Genomic DNA, 16,159 nt, shown 5'->3' on the forward strand with positions numbered 1-16,159 from the left:
GTCTACGGAACGGAAAAGGAACCATGGAGATCAAAGCGCAGTCCGGCGCCTTCGGGGCCACGGTCGAGGGATTCGACCACACCGTCGCCACGGCCGAGGACATCAAGGCGATCAAGGAGACGATCTACACCCAGAAGATCGTCGTGCTGAAGGGGCAGGACCTCACGCCCCCTCAGTACCTGGAGCTCGGCAAGATGTTCGGCCGCCCCGAGGTCTACTACGAGCCCATGTACAAGCACCCCGAGGTCGAGGAGATATTCGTCTCCTCGAACGTGCCCAAGGACGGCAAGCAGATCGGTGTGCCGAAGACCGGCAAGTTCTGGCACGCGGACTACCAGTTCATGCCCGACCCCTTCGGGCTCACGCTGATCTACCCGCAGGTCATCCCCCAGAAGAACCGCGGCACGTACTACATCGACATGGGCAAGGCCTACGAGGCCCTGCCGCAGGACCTCAAGGACGAGGTCGCCGGCCTCGTCGGCGTGCACTCGGTCCGCAAGTACTTCAAGATCCGGCCGCACGACGTCTACCGTCCGATCTCCGAGATCCTCACCGAGATCGAGGAGCACACCCCGCCGGCCCGCCAGCCGCTGACCTTCAAGCACCCGCTGACCGGTGAGACCGTCCTCTACATCAGCGAGGGCTTCACCGTCGGCCTGGAGCACGCGGACGGCACGCCGGTCGAGTCGGACCTGCTGGACCGGCTCTTCGAGGCCACCGGCCAGCTGGACAACACCTTCACCCACGAGAACATCCACCTGTTCCACCCCGAGCAGGGCGACCTGCTCATCTGGGACAACCGCAGCCTGATCCACCGCGCGCTGCACACCACCACGCCCGAGCCCGTCGTCTCCTTCCGCGTCACCGTGCACGACGAGCACAAGCTCTACGACGGTCTGACGGCATGACCGCTCAGCAAGACACCGCGCCCCGGGAGTTCGGGAACGACGCCGAACTCCTGGAGCGGGTGCTCGTGCCGTACAAGGCGCACTGCAAGTACCTCACGTCCGCGACGGTCTCGGTCAAGGACGGCCGGGTCACGGCCCGCTGCGAGTTCGGCATCCCGGAGTCGTGCTACATCGACGACACCGGCCACCTCAACGCGGTCGAGGTCAACATCAGCTACAACCAGATGATGTACTACGCGGTCGCCAAGTCGGTGAAGGAAGGGCTGCTGGAGGAGTTCGGCAACTGGACGCTGGAGGACTACTGGCGTCACCAGCTGCCCGACATCCTCATCGCGCGGTTCGGCGGCAACTTCCGGCGTCCGATCAACGCCCGCGCGTTCTCCGGCGAGTTCACCTTCACCTCGGTGGAGCGCCGCTCGCCCGGCGGGTCCGCCCCGATGATCCTCGCCGACACGCAGTACCGGTACTGGGACGAGGCGGGCGGGCGCTGCGACGGCGAAGTGAAACTCGCCTTCGTCAACGCCGAATAAAACGCCGAATAACCCGCCGAACAGCAGGACCCCTGTCCATGGTGCGCCGCCGCCTCCCGGCGGCGGCGCACCGACGAACGGCCGAGAGCGGAGTGGCCTGGGAATGGCCGAATTCACCAACAAACAGACCACTGGCGAAAAGCTGTACCACCCGGAACTCCGGACCCTCGTGGAGACGGCACGCTTCCACGCGGAGCGGCAGCCCGGGACCCCGGCGATCCTCTTCGAGGGCCGCAGCACCACCTACGGGCAGCTGCACGTGGAGAGCAACCGCATCGCCCACGCCATCCGGGCCGCCGGTGCCGCCCCGGGCACCCGGATCGCCTACCTCGGCAAGGAATCCGCGCACTACTACGAGATCCTCTTCGGCTGCGCCAAGAGCGGGACCGTGCTGGTGCCCATCAACTGGCGGCTCACGGCCCACGAGGTCAGCCACATCCTCCAGGACTCCGGGACCGAACTGCTCTTCCTGGAGGAGGAGTTCGCTCCGGTCCTCGACCGCCTCCCGGCCGGCCCGCCGGCCACCGTGGTGCGGCTCGGCGTCCCCGAGGGCTTCGAGGCCTGGAAGGCCGCCCACCCCGGGACCGAGCCGGAGGCGGAGGCCGGACCCGACACCCCGGTCGCCCAGATCTACACCAGCGGCACCACCGGCCTGCCCAAGGGCGTCGTCCTCGCCCACCGCAGCTTCTTCGCCATCCGCGACGCGCTGGCGAGCGAGGGCCTCGACTGGATCGACTGGCGGAGCGGGGACGTCGCGCTGGTCGGCATCCCCGGCTTCCACGTCGGCGGTCTGTGGTGGGCCACCCAGAACCTCAACGCCGGCACCACCCTCGTGGTGATGCGGGCCTTCGCCGCCAACGCCGCGGTCGAGCTCATCCGGGACCTGGGGGTGACCACCGCCTGCGTGGTCCCCGCCATGCTCCGGCTGATGCTGGCCGAACCGGACGTCGCACCGGAGCACTTCACCGCGCTCCGCAAGATCGTGTACGGCGGCTCGCCGATCTCCGAGGCGCTCCTGGAGGAGAGCCTGGCGATGTTCGGCAGCGAGTTCGCGCAGATCTACGGACTCACCGAGACCGGCAACACCGCCTGCTGTCTGCCGCCGTCCGCCCATGTCCCGGGCAGCCCGCGGATGAAGGCCGCCGGCCACCCGTACCCGGGCGTCCGCGCCAAGGTGATCGACGACGAGGGACGGGAACTGCCCACCGGCTCGGTCGGCGAGGTCTGCCTCCACACCCCGGCCCGCATGGTGGAGTACTGGGGCCTGCCCGACAAGACGGCCGAGACCCTGGTCGACGGCTGGATCCACACCGGGGACGCCGGATACGTCGACGAGGACGGCTACGTCTTCATCAGCGACCGGATCAAGGACGCCGTCATCGTCGCGGGCGAGAACGTCTACCCGGCCGAGATCGAGAACGTCCTGGAGGCGCACCCCGGCGTGGCCGACGCCGTGGTCGTCGGTGCCCCGGACGAGCGCTGGGGCGAGACCGTCCACGCCTTCATCGTCCCGGCCCCCGGGCACGAGCCCACCCCCCGCGACCTGCACCGCTTCCTCGTCGGCCGGCTGGCCGCCTTCAAGCTGCCGGCCGCCTACGAGTTCATCGACGAGGTGCCGCGCAACCCCAGCGGGAAGATCCTGCGCCGGGAGCTGCGCGAGCGCTTCTGGAGCGGTTCGGACCGCAAGGTCAACTGACCGGCCCACAGCTACCACCCCGCAGCTACGAGAGAGAACGACAATGGCTGAGCCCCTGACCCCGGCGGTCTTCCGCGCCGACCTGGCGGAGTTCCTGCACCAGCGACCCGAAGAGGTCGATCTGGACGAAAACCCCCTGCTCGCGGGCCTGGACTCGCTGCGCATCACCACCCTGGCCGAGCGCTGGAGGGCCGCCGGTGTCCAGGTGAGCTTCCTGGAGCTCGCCGAGCGCACCTCCTTCGCCGCGTGGTGGGAGCTGCTGTCCGAGCGCCAGTCGGGAGCCTCCCGTGGCGACGTCTGAGCAGGGGACCGGGCGCAGCCCGCTGCTGGCCGCCCAGGAGGGCATCTGGACCGGCCAGCAACTCGACCTGGACAGCCCGGCGTTCAACACCGCCGAGTACGTCGAGATCCACGGCCCGGTGGACACCGCGGTGTTCGAGCGGGCCCTGCGGGCCACCGTCGCCGAGACGGAGGCGCTGAACGTCCGCTTCGTCGTCGACGACGGGCAGCCGTGGCAGCTCACCGAGCCCGTGACGGACTGGCAACCGCACACGGCCGACCTCACGGGGCTCGCGGACCCGCGCGCGGCGGCCCTCGACTGGATGGCCCGTGACATCGACCGCCCGGTCGACCTCACGCGCGAACCGGTCTTCGGCCACGCGCTGTTCAAGATCGCCGAAGACCACTTCCTGTGGTACCACCGCGTCCACCACATCGCGCTCGACGGCTTCGGCCTCGCCCTGGTCGCCCGCCGCGTCGCCGAGACCTACACGGCCCTGGCGGAGGACGCACCCCTCGGCCCGAGCGGCTTCGGCACCCTGCAGTCGGTCCGGGACGAGGAGAGCGCCTACCGGGAGTCGGAGCGCTGCGCCAAGGACCGCGCCTACTGGACGGAGCGGTTCGCCGACCGTCCGGCGGTGGCCAGCCTCACCGACCGGCACGCCCTGCCCGCGCGGACCTTCCTGCGCCGCGTCGTCGACCTCGGCCCCGCGGACGTCGAGCCGCTGCGCGCCCTGGCCCGCGAGCTCTCGGTGACCTGGTCCGACGTGATGGTGGCCGCCACCGCGGCCTACATCCACCGGGTCTCGGGGGCGCGGGACATCGTCCTGAGCCTGCCGGCCATGGGCCGCCTCGGCTCGGTGTCGCTGCGGGTGCCGAGCATGGTCCGCAACGTCCTCGCGCTGCGCGTCACCGTCGAGGACGGGGACGGCCTGCGCGAGCTCGCGCTGCGGGTCTCCGGCGAGCTCCGCTCCGGGCTGCCCCACCAGCGGTACCGCTACGAGCAGTTGCGGCGCGACCTGAAGCTGGTCGGCGGCAACCGACGGCTGTCCGGCCCGGGCGTCAATGTGATGCCCTTCGAGTACGACCTGCGCTTCGCGGGCCACCGGAGCACGGTCCACAACGTGTCGGCCGGTCCCGTCGACGACCTGTCGGTCAATGTGTACGACCGGGCCGAGGGCGCGGGCCTGCGGATCGCCGTGGACGGCAACCCCGACCTCTACACCGAGGCCGAACTCGCCGCCCACCAGCAGGGGTTGCTGGACCTGCTGCGCGAGGCCGTCGCCCGCCCCGACGAGGCGCTGGGCGAGCTCCGGCCGCTGACCGTGCTCGACGGCGGGCCGCTCCCCGGCCCCGTCCGCCCGGTCCTGGCCCACATCGCCGGGCACGCCGCCCGGCGCGGGAGCGCCACGGCCGTCGAGCACGACGGCCGGAGCATCACCTACGCGACGCTGTTCGGCAACGCGCGGGCCGTCGCCCAGCGGCTCGCCGACCGCGGGGCCGGCCCCGGCGACCTGGTGGCCGTGGCGCTGCCCCGGGGCATCGAGGCCGTGACCGCGATCCTGGGCGTCCTGCTCTCGGGGGCGGCGTACTGCCCGCTCGACCCGGCCGCCCCGGCCGCCCGTACCCAGGCCCTGCTGGCCGACGCCCGGCCGTCCGCCGTCCTCACCTCCGCGGCGCACGCGTCCTCGTTCGACGGCCACGCCGTCGTCCTGATCGACGGGGACGACGAGGCCCGCGCCGCGCTCCCCTCCGCCGGGGCGCCCGACGACCTGGCGTACGTCATCTACACCTCGGGCTCCACCGGCAAGCCCAAGGGCGTCGAGATCACCCACGGCGCGCTGGCCCACTTCGTCACCGGGGCGGCCCACCGCTACGGCCTGCAACGCGAGGACCGCGTCCTGCAGTTCGCCCCGCTGCACTTCGACGCCAGCGTCGAGGAGATCTTCCTGACCCTGTGCACCGGGGCGACCCTGGTCGTGCGCACGGACGACATGACGGAGTCGGTGCCCCGGCTCCTGGACGCCTGCGGGCAGTTGGGCATCAGCTTCCTCGACCTGCCCACGGCCTACTGGCACGAGCTGGCGTACGCCGTCTCGACCGGGGCCGCGGCGCTGCCCGCGGGGCTGCGGACGGTCGTCATCGGCGGCGAGGCCGCCCTGCCCGAGCGCGTCGACCGCTGGCGCGGTGCCGTCGGCTCCTCCGTGCGGCTGTTCAACACCTACGGCCCGACCGAGGCGACCGTGGTCGCCACCGTCGCGGATCTGCACGACCCCGCCCTGCCCGCCGGCCACGTCCCCATCGGGCTTCCGCTGCCGGGTCTGCGGGCCGCCGTCCTGGACGGCGAACTCCACCTCGTCGGCGACGCGCTGGCCCGCGGCTACCGCGGCGGCCGCGAGGCGGACGAGGCGCGCTTCGCCCCGTTCCACCGGCTGACCGGAAGCCCGCGCGCCTACCGCACCGGCGACCTGGTGCGGCTCGGCGACGACGGACAGCTGTACTTCGCCGGGCGGGCGGACGACGAGTTCAAGATCAGCGGCCACCGGGTGCAGCCGGCCGAGGTCGAGACCGTCCTCCTCGCCCACCCCGGCGTCCGCGAGGCGGCCGTCGTGGGGCAGGTCCTGCCCGACGGGACCCGCCGGCTGGTGGCGCACGTGGCGGCGGACGACCCCGCGCCGGACGCGTCGGCGCTCCGGGAGTACCTGCGGGCGGCCCTGCCCGCCGCGATGGTCCCGTCCGCCGTCGAGTTCACCGACCGGCTCCCCCGCAACGCCTCCGGCAAGATCGACCGCAATGCGCTGCTCGCGGTACGGACCCCGGCACCGGCCGCCGCGGCGGACGTGGCGGACGACTCGGTCGAGCGCGTCATCACGGGCATGTGGGAGCAGGTCCTCGGGCTGGAGAGCATCGCCGCCGGCGACGACTTCTTCGACCTCGGGGCCCAGTCGCTCCAGGCGATCCAGGTCGCGAACCGGCTCGGGGTGGAACTGGGCCGGGAGGTGCGCGTCGCCTGGCTGTTCCAGTACCCGACGGCCGCCGAACTCGCCGGTTTCCTGGACCGGGAGGCGCGGCAGAACGCGGCACCGGAGCCGCCCGCCACCGGCCTGCCGGCGGCCCTCCTCGCCGACACCGTGCTCGACGAGGACATCCGGCCCGGCAACGGCCCGCGCCCGTCCGGCACTCCGCGCAGGATCCTGCTCACCGGTGCCACCGGCTTCGTCGGCAGCCATCTGCTGGCCGAACTGCTCGCCGTGACCGACGCGGAGATCGTCTGCCCGGTCCGCGCGGCGGACGGGGCGGAGGCCACCGAGCGGCTCCGCCGGTCCTTCGCCGAGCAGCGACTGCCGTGGCCGGCGGACGGGAAGCGGATCACCGCCGTCCCGGCCGACCTGTCCCGGCCCCTGCTCGGCCTGAAGGACGGGCTGTTCGCCGAGCTGGCCGCGACCTGCGACGCGATCTGGCACAACGCCGCGACCGTCAGCATCATGCGGGACTACTCCAGCCTGCGGGCCGCCAACACGGAGGCCACCCGGCAGCTGCTGCGCATGGCGGCGGAGCGCTCGGTCCCGCTGCACCTCGTCTCGACCCTGTCCGTGGCCCCTCCGCGCAGCCACAGCCCCGAGGTGCCGGAGGCGTTCCTGCCGGCGCACCCCGGGCTGGTCTACGGCTACCAGCAGAGCAAGTGGGCCTCGGAACGGCTCCTGGAGCAGGCCGCGGAGCGCGGGCTCCCGGCCACCCTGCACCGCCTGGGGCGGGTGACCGGCCCGGCCGGCACCGGCTTCGTCAACCAGCGGGACTTCCTCTGGAGCGTCCTGCGCTCCGGGATCCCGGCCGGCATCGTGCCGGAGCTGTTCGAGGCGGAGGTCTGGACGCCGGTCGACTACGTGGCCCGGGCCGTCGTACGGCTGTCCCTGACGGCGGCATCCGGAACGGTGTTCAACCACGCGCCCGTTCCCCAGGTGCGGCTGAACGACCTCTACGACTGGGTGCAGGAGTACGGGTACGCCGTGAAGCGGCTGCCGCTCGGGCGGTGGCGCGAGGAGCTGCCCCGTTCCGCCGACGTGGCGGCGACGACCGGCGCCTTCTTCGACTCCTGGACCGACGGGGGCGAGGACGACGGCGACGGGCCGGACCTCGGGCTGGGCCGGGTCAGGGCGGACAACGTCCTGCGCGGCCTGGACGGCACCGGGATCGCCTGCCCGGAGGCCGACCGCGCCCTGATGTTCCGCTATCTCGACCACTGTGTGGAGGCGGGTGTGCTGCCCGCTCCCCCGGAGAAGAAGTCGCCGGAGGAGAAGTCGGGCGTCGCGGGGAACTCCGACGGGTCCTCCTCCGACTACTGAGAGGAAGTCAGTCCCCGTCCTAGGAGCCCGAATTGCCATCGAAACGGTCCGTAGCGGGAGCAATCCTGGCAGGGTTGCTCTGCCTGGCCACCGCGGCCTGCGGGTCCTCGTCCTCGTCGAACGACAGAGCGTCGTCGGCGGGGACGGGTGGCCCGGGCTATCCGGTGACCCTCACCAACTGCGGGCAGACCGTCACGATCCCCAAGGCACCCAGCCGTGTGGTCCTGATGAACGGCGCCTCCGTCGCCGAGGTCTCCTCGCTGCTGGCACTCGGGCTCGGCGACCGCGTGGTCGCCAACACCCAGTCCTACGACCGTTCCGAGGTCAAGGGCAGGGCCGACGCCATCAAGGCCCTGCCCACCGGGAACGTCAAGCTCAACGACGCCTCCGACATCCCGCGCGAGACGATGCTGGGCCTGCGCCCGGACCTCGTCCTCACCCCCACCTCCTACGGTCTCGACGCCAAGAACGGCGTCGCGACCCGCAAGGACCTCTCCTCCGTCGGCGCCAACGCGTATGTGTCCCCGCAGGGGTGCGACCAGGACACCTCGCACGCGACGATCGCCGACAGCTACCAACTGCTGCGCGACCTGGGCAGGATCTTCAACGTGGGCGACCGCGCCGAGAAGATCATCACGGCCTCGCGGAAGGCGATCGACGCCACGTCCGCCAAGGTCCGGGGGAAGAAGGTCCCCCGGGTCCTGGTGGGGTTCTCCAACACGGGTGACGACTTCAGCTACATCGCGGCGAACGGGGTCTTCAACGACATCCTCGCGAAGGCGGGCGGCAGCAATGCCTTCGCGTCCGCCTCCAAGGGGCCGTTCGCCAACGTCAGCAAGGAGAAGGTCGCCTCGGAACCGGTGGACGCCCTCGTGGTGATCAGCTACAAGGACGCCGACCCCGCGGCCTACGCCCGTAAACTGTTCAAGGAGTTCCCCCAGTGGCCAGCCGCGAAGAACAATCGCTTCGTCGTCCTGTCCGACTCGATCTACCAGGGCCCGAGCAACGACGTGGCCGTGGACCGGATCGCCAGGATGCTGCACCCCGAAGCCTTCACCAACGGCTGAGCCCCGCACTGGTCCTGATCGTCCTGCTGGCCCTGCTGCCGGCCGTCATGATGGTGGCGGTCAGCATCGGGGCCGTCGACGTGCCGCTGGGCGACGTCTGGCGGATCGTGCTCAACCATGTGACGGGCGGCGGCGCGTCCGGCGACCCGGCCCTTGACCAGATCGTCTGGAACTTCCGGGTCCCCCGCGTCGTCCTGGCCGCCCTGGTCGGCGCCGGTCTCGCGGTGTCCGGGGTGGTACTGCAGGCCGTCGTCGCCAATCCGCTGGCCGACCCCTATGTCATCGGCGTCTCCTCCGGCGCCTCGCTGGGCGCCGTGCTGGTCATCACCCTCGCCGGCGGCGCCCTCGGCGGACTCGGCGTCTCCGGCGCCGCGTTCCTGGGGGCCATCGCGGCGGTGGTCCTGGTCTTCCTCCTCGGCCAGCGCCGGGGCCGGCTGGCCCCCACCCGGCTGGTGCTGTCCGGCGTGGCCGTCGGCTACGTCTTCCTCGCCGCGACCAGCTACCTCCAACTCCAGGCCACGCCCACCGAGTTGCGGCAGGTGGTGTTCTGGCTGCTGGGCAGCGTCTCCGGCGCCCAGTGGAGCCAGCTCCCGGTCGTCACCACGGTCGTCGTCGCCGTCACCGCGGTCCTCTCGCTCTTCGGGCGGCGGCTCAACGCCCTGCTCGCCGGGGACGAGTCGGCCACCGCGCTCGGCGTCGACGTCAACCGGCTGCGGGCAGTGCTGCTGCTGCTCGCCGCCCTGCTGACCGGCACCGTCATCGCCGTCGCCGGGGGCATCGGGTTCGTCGGGCTGATGATCCCGCACCTCGTCCGCCTCACCTCCGGCGCCGACCACCGGCGGCTGCTCCCCCGGGCCGCGCTGGTCGGCGCCATCTACCTGGTGGTCGTCGACCTGCTCTCGCGCACCGTCAACAGCCCCAACGAGCTGCCCATCGGCATCCTCACCGCCCTGTTCGGCGCGCCCTTCTTCCTCTGGCTCCTCCGCCGCAACAAGAGCCTGGACACCGCATGAAACTCACCGTGGACCGGCTCCACATCGCCCTCGACGGCCGGCCGATCCTGCACGACGCGTCCCTGGACGCCGGCCCCGGGGACATCGTCGGTCTCGTCGGCCCCAACGGCAGCGGAAAGTCCACCCTGTTGCGCGCCGTCTACCGCTCCCTGCGGCCGCAGCAGGGTGTGGTCCGGGTCGGCGGGGACGACGTGTGGGCCCTGTCGCCGCGGGCCGCCGCGCGCCGTACGGCCGCCGTCCTCCAGGACGGCGGGTCCGGCCCGGCCGGGCTGTCCGTCACCGAGGTCGTCGCCCTGGGCCGCACCCCGCACCACGGCCTGCTCGGCCGGGACGGGGCCGACGACCACGCGGCGGTCGAGGGGGCGCTCGACGCGTGCGGGGCCCGCCCGCTGGCCGGGCGGGACTTCACCTCGCTCTCCGGCGGCGAGCGCCAGCGCGTCCTGCTCGCGCGGGCGCTGGCCCAGCAGCCGGAGCTCCTCGTCCTCGACGAGATCACCAACCACCTCGACATCCGCGCCCGCTTCGAACTCCTCGCCCTCATCCGCTCCACCGGCATCACGACCCTGGCCGTCCTGCACGACCTGGACCTGGCCGCCCGGCTCTGCGACCACCTCGTCGTGCTGCACGAGGGCGTCGTCGTCGCCGCGGGCCCGGTCCTGGACGTCCTGACACCCGGCCTCCTGCGCGAGGTCTTCGGCGTGGCGGCGACCGCGGACCGTCACGCCGACGGCGTCATCCGCATCACCTACGGGGCCAACCCGCTCGGCCTGGACGTGGTCCCGGAGAGCGCGGCCGGCTGACGCAGCCGTCCGTTCCGCGGTCCCGTTCCGCACCACCCGTTCCGCACAACCTGGAGAGATCCCCATGACACCGGAGATAGAACTCGCCTTCGCCGCCATCCGGGACGAGTACGGCCGCGACTCGCTCGCACGGGTCGACGAGATGCTGGAGCCGCAGAAGCAGCAGCGGCACCAGCGGCACCCCCTGCAGAAGGACGCGAAGTGGATCCTGCCGGGGATCTCCCAGCAGCCCTGGCACGACCCCCACGGGCACCCGGAACTGGCCCCCGTGGTCGACGCGTTCGAGACGGCGCACGCGGCGATCAAGGAGGAGCTGGAGACCGCCTGGGCCGGGCGGCGCAGCGCGTTCTCGGACTACGAGCACTACCTGCAGCGCCAGGAGGACTGGCAGGCCCTGTACCTCTACCGCAAGGGCGGCCTCGTCGAGGAGTCGGCGGCCACCGTGCCGACGGCGTACCGGGTGCTCAAGGAGTCGGCCGTCGACACGGAGCTGCTCTGCCCGCTCCTGGAGTGCCACTTCTCGACCCTGCTGCCCGGCGCCTCGATCGCCCCGCACTGCGACCTGTGGAACTTCAGCATCAACCTGCACCTGGCCGTGGACATCCCCGAGGACTGCGGCATCACGGTCGCCGGGGAGACCCGGGCCTGGGAGGAGGGGAAGACGCTGCTCTTCGACTACTCCTTCGAGCACGAGGCGTGGAACCGCGGTACGCGCCCGCGCACCTGCCTGCTGATGGACCTCTGGCACCCGGAGACCACGGTCCCCGAGCGCAAGGCCCTCACCACGCTCATCACCGAGATCCGCAAGATGATGGGCGAGGGCTGAGGCGGGACGGAGCGGGCCCGGCCGGGCCCGCTCCGCGGGAACTACCGGGCCGTCGTCCCCGGGGCGCGCCAGACGGTGCCGCGCCGCTCGTACTCCAGCATCAGCTCCAGCGAGGTGGGGATGGTGGAGTTGTCCAGTTCCCGCTGGACCAGATAGAGGGCGAGATCGAGCCCCGAGGTGATCCCGCCGGAGGTCACCAGGTCGCCGTCGTCCACGATGCGGCCGTCACGGACGACCCCGCCCTGGTTGCGCAGTTCGTCCTTGACCTTGTGGTGCGTGGTGCAGTTGCGGCCCTTGGTCAGCCCGGCGGCGGACAGCAGCATCGCCCCGGTGCAGATGGACGTCATGACGAGGTCCGGGCGCTTGGCGTCCGCCAGCGCCTTGGGCAGGGCTCCGCGGCGGATCTCCTGCGGGACGCCCCCGGTGGGGGATCCCCAGCCGCCGCCGGGCACCACCAGCAGGTCGGCCGACTGCGGCTCCCAGCCCTTGCCGACCACGATCTTGGTTCCGTAGGCGGACTCCACGGTGCGGGGGCCGTCGAGCGAGACGTACGACGTCTCGACGGCACCACCGATCTTCTTCGCCGCGGAGAAGACCTCGAAGGGCGCGATGTAGTCCTGCTCCTCGACCCCGTCGAACATCACGATCTGCACCCGCAGCGGCCCCGAACGGGCCGCCGCCCCCCGCTTCCTGTCCTCCGGCGCCCGCGCCGGCCGCTCGGCGGCCGAGGCGATGCCCCCGGCGCCCACGGCCCCCACGGCCGCCGCCGCGGCCGGGGCCATCGCCGACTTCAGAAGATTCCTGCGACGCACTGAGTTCCCCCCTGTTGTTCCTGTAGCAACACCGGGACAGCGTCATCGCTCAGTTGGCCGAAAAACAGTAACTCCAGCGCCACGAGTGATCAACTTCTGGCCAGAATCGACCACTTGTGGCCGGAATCCCATCTTCCCCTCCTTGCCGGGGCCACCTTGCCGTCCGACCAGTGCTCTCGTAGCCTCCCTTCGACGTTCCAAGGACCACTCGTCCGATGACTGCGGGGCGGCAGCGCCCCGGGCAGAGGGGGTGCGCGCCATGAAGTCCGTCGCCAAGAAGTCCGTCGCCGTGAGACCCGCCGCGGTCCGTACGGCCGCCGCGGCCCTGGCCGTGATCGTGGCCGTGGGGCTCACCACCGCGTGCAACCGCGGGAGCGACAACGGCCGGGCCGGGAAGGCCGGTCCACCGGTCGGCGTCGACCTGCCGCGCTCCGACTCCGACTTCTGGAACGCCTACGCCAAGTACCTCCGCGCGTCGGAGCGCAGGGCCGAGGTCGAGCTGCTGCCGGCCAGCAACTCCCAGAACGACATCGGCAAACTGGTCTCCAACGCCCTGGTGTTCGCCAACACCGGCGCGAAGGCCGTCGTGATGGCGCCGCAGGACACGGGCGCCGTCTCCGGAGCGCTGAAGAGGCTCGCGGACCGGAAGGTTCCGGTCATCAGCGTCGACACCAGGCCCGACGCGAAGGCGGGACCGGTCTACATGGTCGTACGCGCCGACAACCGGGCCTACGGCACCAAGGCGTGCGCGTTCCTGGGCCAGCGGCTGGGCGGCAAGGGCAAGGTCGCCGAGCTCCAGGGCGATCTGAAGTCCGTCAACGGGAGGGACCGTTCCGAGGCCTTCGCCGACTGCATGGCGAAGGACTTCCCCGGCATCACCGTCTTCCCGCTGCCCACCGACTGGAAGGGCGACGTCGCCTCCCACAAGCTGCAGACCCTGCTGACCCAGCACCCCGACATCGACGGCATCTACCTGCAGGCCGGCGGGGTGTTCCTCGACCCCACCCTCGCGCTCCTCCGGCAGAAGGGCCTGCTCAGACCGGCGGGCGCGCCGGGGCACATCAGCGTCGTCTCCAACGACGGCATCCCGCAGGAGCTCGACGCCATCCGCAGGAGGGAGATCGACGCCACGGTCTCGCAACCCGCCGACCTCTACGCCGAGTACGCCCTCTACTACGCCCGGGCGGCGGCCGAGGGCAGACGGTTCAGCCCCGGGAGAACCGGCCACGGATCGACCGTCGTCAGCATCCCCAACGGGCTGGAGGACCGGCTCCCCGCGCCCCTGGTGACCCTGGAGAACGTCGACGACGCCTCGCTCTGGGCCAACGGCGCCAGGTGACCGGCGCCCGCGCGGCCTCCCCGGTCCCGGTGGCCGAGGCGAAGGGCCTCTTCAAGCGCTTCGGCGCCACCGTCGCACTGCACGACGCCCGCATCACCGTCCTGCCGGGGGAGGCGCACGCGCTGGTGGGCCGCAACGGCGCGGGCAAGTCCACGCTCGTCTCCCTCCTCACGGGGCTGCGGAGACCGGACGCCGGCACCCTGGCCTTCGGCGGCGAGCCCGCCCCCGCCTTCGGCGACACCGACGCCTGGCGGTCCCGCGTGGCCTGCGTCCACCAGCACTCCACCGTCCTCCCCCACCTCACGGTCGCCGAGAACCTCTTCCTCGGCCGCGGGAGCGCCTCGGCCCTGCGGCCCATCCGCTGGCGGGAGTTGCACCGCCGGTCCGCGGAGCTGCTGGGCGCCTACGGCGTGGACCTCGACCCGCGGCGCCGGGCCGGTGATCTCACCGTCGAACAGCGGCAGTTCGTGGAGATCGCCCGTGCGCTGTCCTCCGGGGCCGCGTTCGTCGTCCTCGACGAGCCGACCGCCGCTCTCAACGCCCAAGGCATCGCCCGGCTCTTCGCGAAGCTGCGCGAACTCCGGTGCCGGGGGGTGGCGTTCCTCTTCATCTCGCACCACCTGCGGGAGGTCTACGACCTGTGCGACCGCGTCACGGTCTACCGGGACGCGCGCCACGTCGTGACCGCGCCGGTGTCCGAACTCGGCCACGCGGCACTGGTGGAGGCGATGACCGGAGAGGCGGCGGCCGCCGCGCGGGACCGGCCCGCGGCCGCCCGCACGGCCGGACCGGAGGTGCTGTCGGTCGACGGGCTGACCCTCCCCGGCGCGTTCCACGACCTCTCCCTCACCGTGCGGGCCGGAGAGGTCGTGGGCCTGGCGGGCTCCGCGTCGAGCGGCGCCGTCCGGGCCGCCGAGACCGTCGCGGGGCTGCACCGCGCCCGGGCCGGGCGGATCGTGGTGGCGGGCCGCACGGTGCGCGGCGGCGATGTGCCGGCGGCGCTGCGGGCGGGCGTCGGCCTCGTACCGGAGGACCGGCATCTGCAGGGCCTGGTCCCCGGCCGCAGCGTGGCGGAGAACGCCACGCTCACTCTGCGGGGCCGGCTCGGGCCGTTCGGCACCGTTCTCCCGTCCCGGGCCCGGGCGTTGACCGAGCGCATGATCAGGGACCTGGACATCACGGCGCCGGGCCCCTCGGCGCCCGTCGCGGCCCTGTCCGGCGGCAACCAGCAGAAGGTCGTCGTCGCCCGGGCGCTGGCCACCGGCCCGCGTCTGCTCGTCGCGATCCGCCCCACGGCCGGGGTCGACGTCAGGGCCAAGGAGTTCCTGCTCCGCAGGATCCGGCAGGCCGCCGACGAGGGCGGGGCCGCGCTCGTCGTCTCCGACGAGCCGGACGACCTGCGGGGGTGCGACCGGGTCGTGGTCATGTTCCACGGCCGGGTCGTGGCCGGGTTCGGACCCGGCTGGAGCGACGACCAACTGGTCGCCGCGGTGGAAGGCATGACCGGAACGCACGAGGAGGGACGCTGATGGCGGCCACCGTGGACGCTCCCCCGGCGGCCGGGCCCGGGCGCAGGGGTTCCGTCCTCGCGCACCACCGGGGCCTGTCCCTGCTCCCGGTGCTGCTGGTCCTGGGGGTGGCGGGCTTCGTCGTCTCGCCCGCGTTCCTGACCTCCGACAACCTCGTCGATGTCGCGCAGAGTTCCACGGAGCTCGGCCTGCTGGTGCTGGCGGAGTCGCTCGTCCTCGTCGCCGGGCGCATGGACCTCTCCCTGGAGTCCACGGTCGGCGTCGCCCCCGTCGTGGCGATGTGGCTCGTCCTGCCGTCCGCCGACGGCCGGTTCGGCACCGCAGGGCTGCTGCCGGGGGCGTTCTCCGTCCCGCTGTGCCTGCTCGCCGGGGCGCTGATCGGCGGCCTCAACGCCTTCCTGATCCTCGTTCTGCGGCTCAACGGCTTCATCGTCACCCTCGGCGGGCTGACCATGTGGCGCGGCCTGCAGATCGCCGTCTCCGAGGGGCAGTCCGTCGTGGACCTGCCCGGGTCGTTCACCTACCTCGGGCGGGCCGACTGGCTCGGTGTGCCCGCCGCGATCTGGATCACCGGTCTGCTGTTCCTGGCCGGCGGAAGCGCGCTCGCCTGGTTCCGGCACGGGCGCGCCCTGTACGCGATCGGCGGCAACGCCGAGGCCGCGCGCACGGCCGGCATCCGGGTCGACCGCGTCGTCTGCGTCGTCCTGGTCCTGGCCGGAGTGCTCGCGGCCTTCGCCGGCGTCCTGTACGCCGGTCACTACGGGGCGGTCTCCGCCGGCCAGGGAAGCGGCTGGATCTTCCAGGTGTTCGCCGCCTGTGTCATCGGCGGGGTGAGCCTCGACGGCGGGAAGGGCACCCTGTTCGGGGCGCTGACCGGGGTGCTCACCCTTCAACTGGTCGTCAACATCATGACCTTGGCCGGTGTCCCCCCGCTGTGGAACCAGTTCCTCAACGGGGGGATCATCATCGCCGCCCTGGTCGTCTCGCGCTTCGCGTCCGGCGAGAAGCAGGAGTGAG

Annotated in this window: 13 protein-coding genes; 12 read left to right on the forward strand and 1 reads right to left on the reverse strand. The window is 72.2% G+C overall.

Annotated features, from left to right (window positions below; translation table 11 throughout):
- Positions 1–23 precede the first annotated feature (23 nt).
- The 9 genes from AB8735_RS04830 (at position 24) to AB8735_RS04870 (ending at position 11,462) form a co-directional block, all read left to right on the forward strand.
- Positions 24–908 (forward strand): TauD/TfdA family dioxygenase, encoded by an 885-nt coding sequence (locus AB8735_RS04830; protein ID WP_344032843.1) that lies wholly within the window; start codon positions 24–26, stop codon positions 906–908.
- On the forward strand, positions 905–1,438 hold the full coding sequence (locus tag AB8735_RS04835; protein WP_372405575.1) for an FcoT family thioesterase: 534 nt from the start codon (positions 905–907) through the stop codon (positions 1,436–1,438). The genes AB8735_RS04830 and AB8735_RS04835 overlap by 4 nt, the downstream gene beginning before the upstream one ends.
- Before the next feature lie 103 nt (positions 1,439–1,541).
- Complete coding sequence (locus AB8735_RS04840) at positions 1,542–3,134, forward strand: long-chain-fatty-acid--CoA ligase (protein ID WP_372405577.1); 1,593 nt, start codon at positions 1,542–1,544, stop codon at positions 3,132–3,134.
- 43 nt (positions 3,135–3,177) lie between these two features.
- The gene (locus AB8735_RS04845) at positions 3,178–3,435 is read left to right on the forward strand and encodes a phosphopantetheine-binding protein (RefSeq protein ID WP_344032850.1); all 258 of its coding nucleotides are present in this window, start codon (positions 3,178–3,180) and stop codon (positions 3,433–3,435) included.
- Positions 3,422–7,756, forward strand: coding sequence for an amino acid adenylation domain-containing protein (locus AB8735_RS04850; RefSeq protein WP_372405578.1), 4,335 nt, complete (start codon positions 3,422–3,424; stop codon positions 7,754–7,756). The genes AB8735_RS04845 and AB8735_RS04850 overlap by 14 nt, the downstream gene beginning before the upstream one ends.
- A gap of 74 nt (positions 7,757–7,830) precedes the next feature.
- Positions 7,831–8,823 carry an ABC transporter substrate-binding protein gene (locus AB8735_RS04855; RefSeq protein ID WP_372405579.1) on the forward strand — a complete coding sequence of 331 codons (993 nt, stop codon included), beginning with the start codon at positions 7,831–7,833 and terminating at the stop codon, positions 8,821–8,823.
- A 47-nt stretch (positions 8,824–8,870) separates the two neighbouring features.
- A complete protein-coding gene (locus AB8735_RS04860) occupies positions 8,871–9,836 on the forward strand; it encodes an iron ABC transporter permease (protein WP_344032856.1) in 966 nt (321 codons plus the stop codon).
- Complete coding sequence (locus tag AB8735_RS04865) at positions 9,833–10,636, forward strand: ABC transporter ATP-binding protein (RefSeq protein ID WP_372405580.1); 804 nt, start codon at positions 9,833–9,835, stop codon at positions 10,634–10,636. The genes AB8735_RS04860 and AB8735_RS04865 overlap by 4 nt, the downstream gene beginning before the upstream one ends.
- A 64-nt stretch (positions 10,637–10,700) precedes the next feature.
- Positions 10,701–11,462, forward strand: coding sequence for an aspartyl/asparaginyl beta-hydroxylase domain-containing protein (locus AB8735_RS04870; RefSeq protein ID WP_372405581.1), 762 nt, complete (start codon positions 10,701–10,703; stop codon positions 11,460–11,462).
- Positions 11,463–11,503: 41 nt separating this feature from the next.
- Here the strand turns inward: AB8735_RS04870 and AB8735_RS04875 are convergent, their stop codons facing one another.
- On the reverse strand, positions 11,504–12,274 hold the full coding sequence (locus AB8735_RS04875; RefSeq protein WP_372405583.1) for a DJ-1/PfpI family protein: 771 nt from the start codon (positions 12,272–12,274) through the stop codon (positions 11,504–11,506).
- 289 nt (positions 12,275–12,563) lie between these two features.
- Here AB8735_RS04875 and AB8735_RS04880 point away from each other — a divergent pair, with 289 nt between their 5' ends.
- From AB8735_RS04880 to AB8735_RS04890, 3 genes are read left to right on the forward strand one after another with little or no spacing between them, the layout of a single operon-like run.
- A complete protein-coding gene (locus AB8735_RS04880; protein WP_372411777.1) occupies positions 12,564–13,613 on the forward strand; it encodes a sugar ABC transporter substrate-binding protein in 1,050 nt (349 codons plus the stop codon).
- Positions 13,610–15,142, forward strand: a complete 1,533-nt coding sequence (locus AB8735_RS04885) for a sugar ABC transporter ATP-binding protein (RefSeq protein ID WP_372405585.1) — start codon at positions 13,610–13,612, stop codon at positions 15,140–15,142. Before AB8735_RS04880 ends, AB8735_RS04885 begins: the two co-directional genes overlap by 4 nt.
- Complete coding sequence (locus tag AB8735_RS04890) at positions 15,142–16,158, forward strand: ABC transporter permease (RefSeq protein WP_372405586.1); 1,017 nt, start codon at positions 15,142–15,144, stop codon at positions 16,156–16,158. Before AB8735_RS04885 ends, AB8735_RS04890 begins: the two co-directional genes overlap by 1 nt.
- Position 16,159: the final 1 nt, after the last annotated feature.

It is taken from the genome of Streptomyces luteireticuli (assembly GCF_041519305.1).
GTDB classification, from domain to species: Bacteria; Actinomycetota; Actinomycetes; order Streptomycetales; family Streptomycetaceae; genus Streptomyces; species Streptomyces luteireticuli.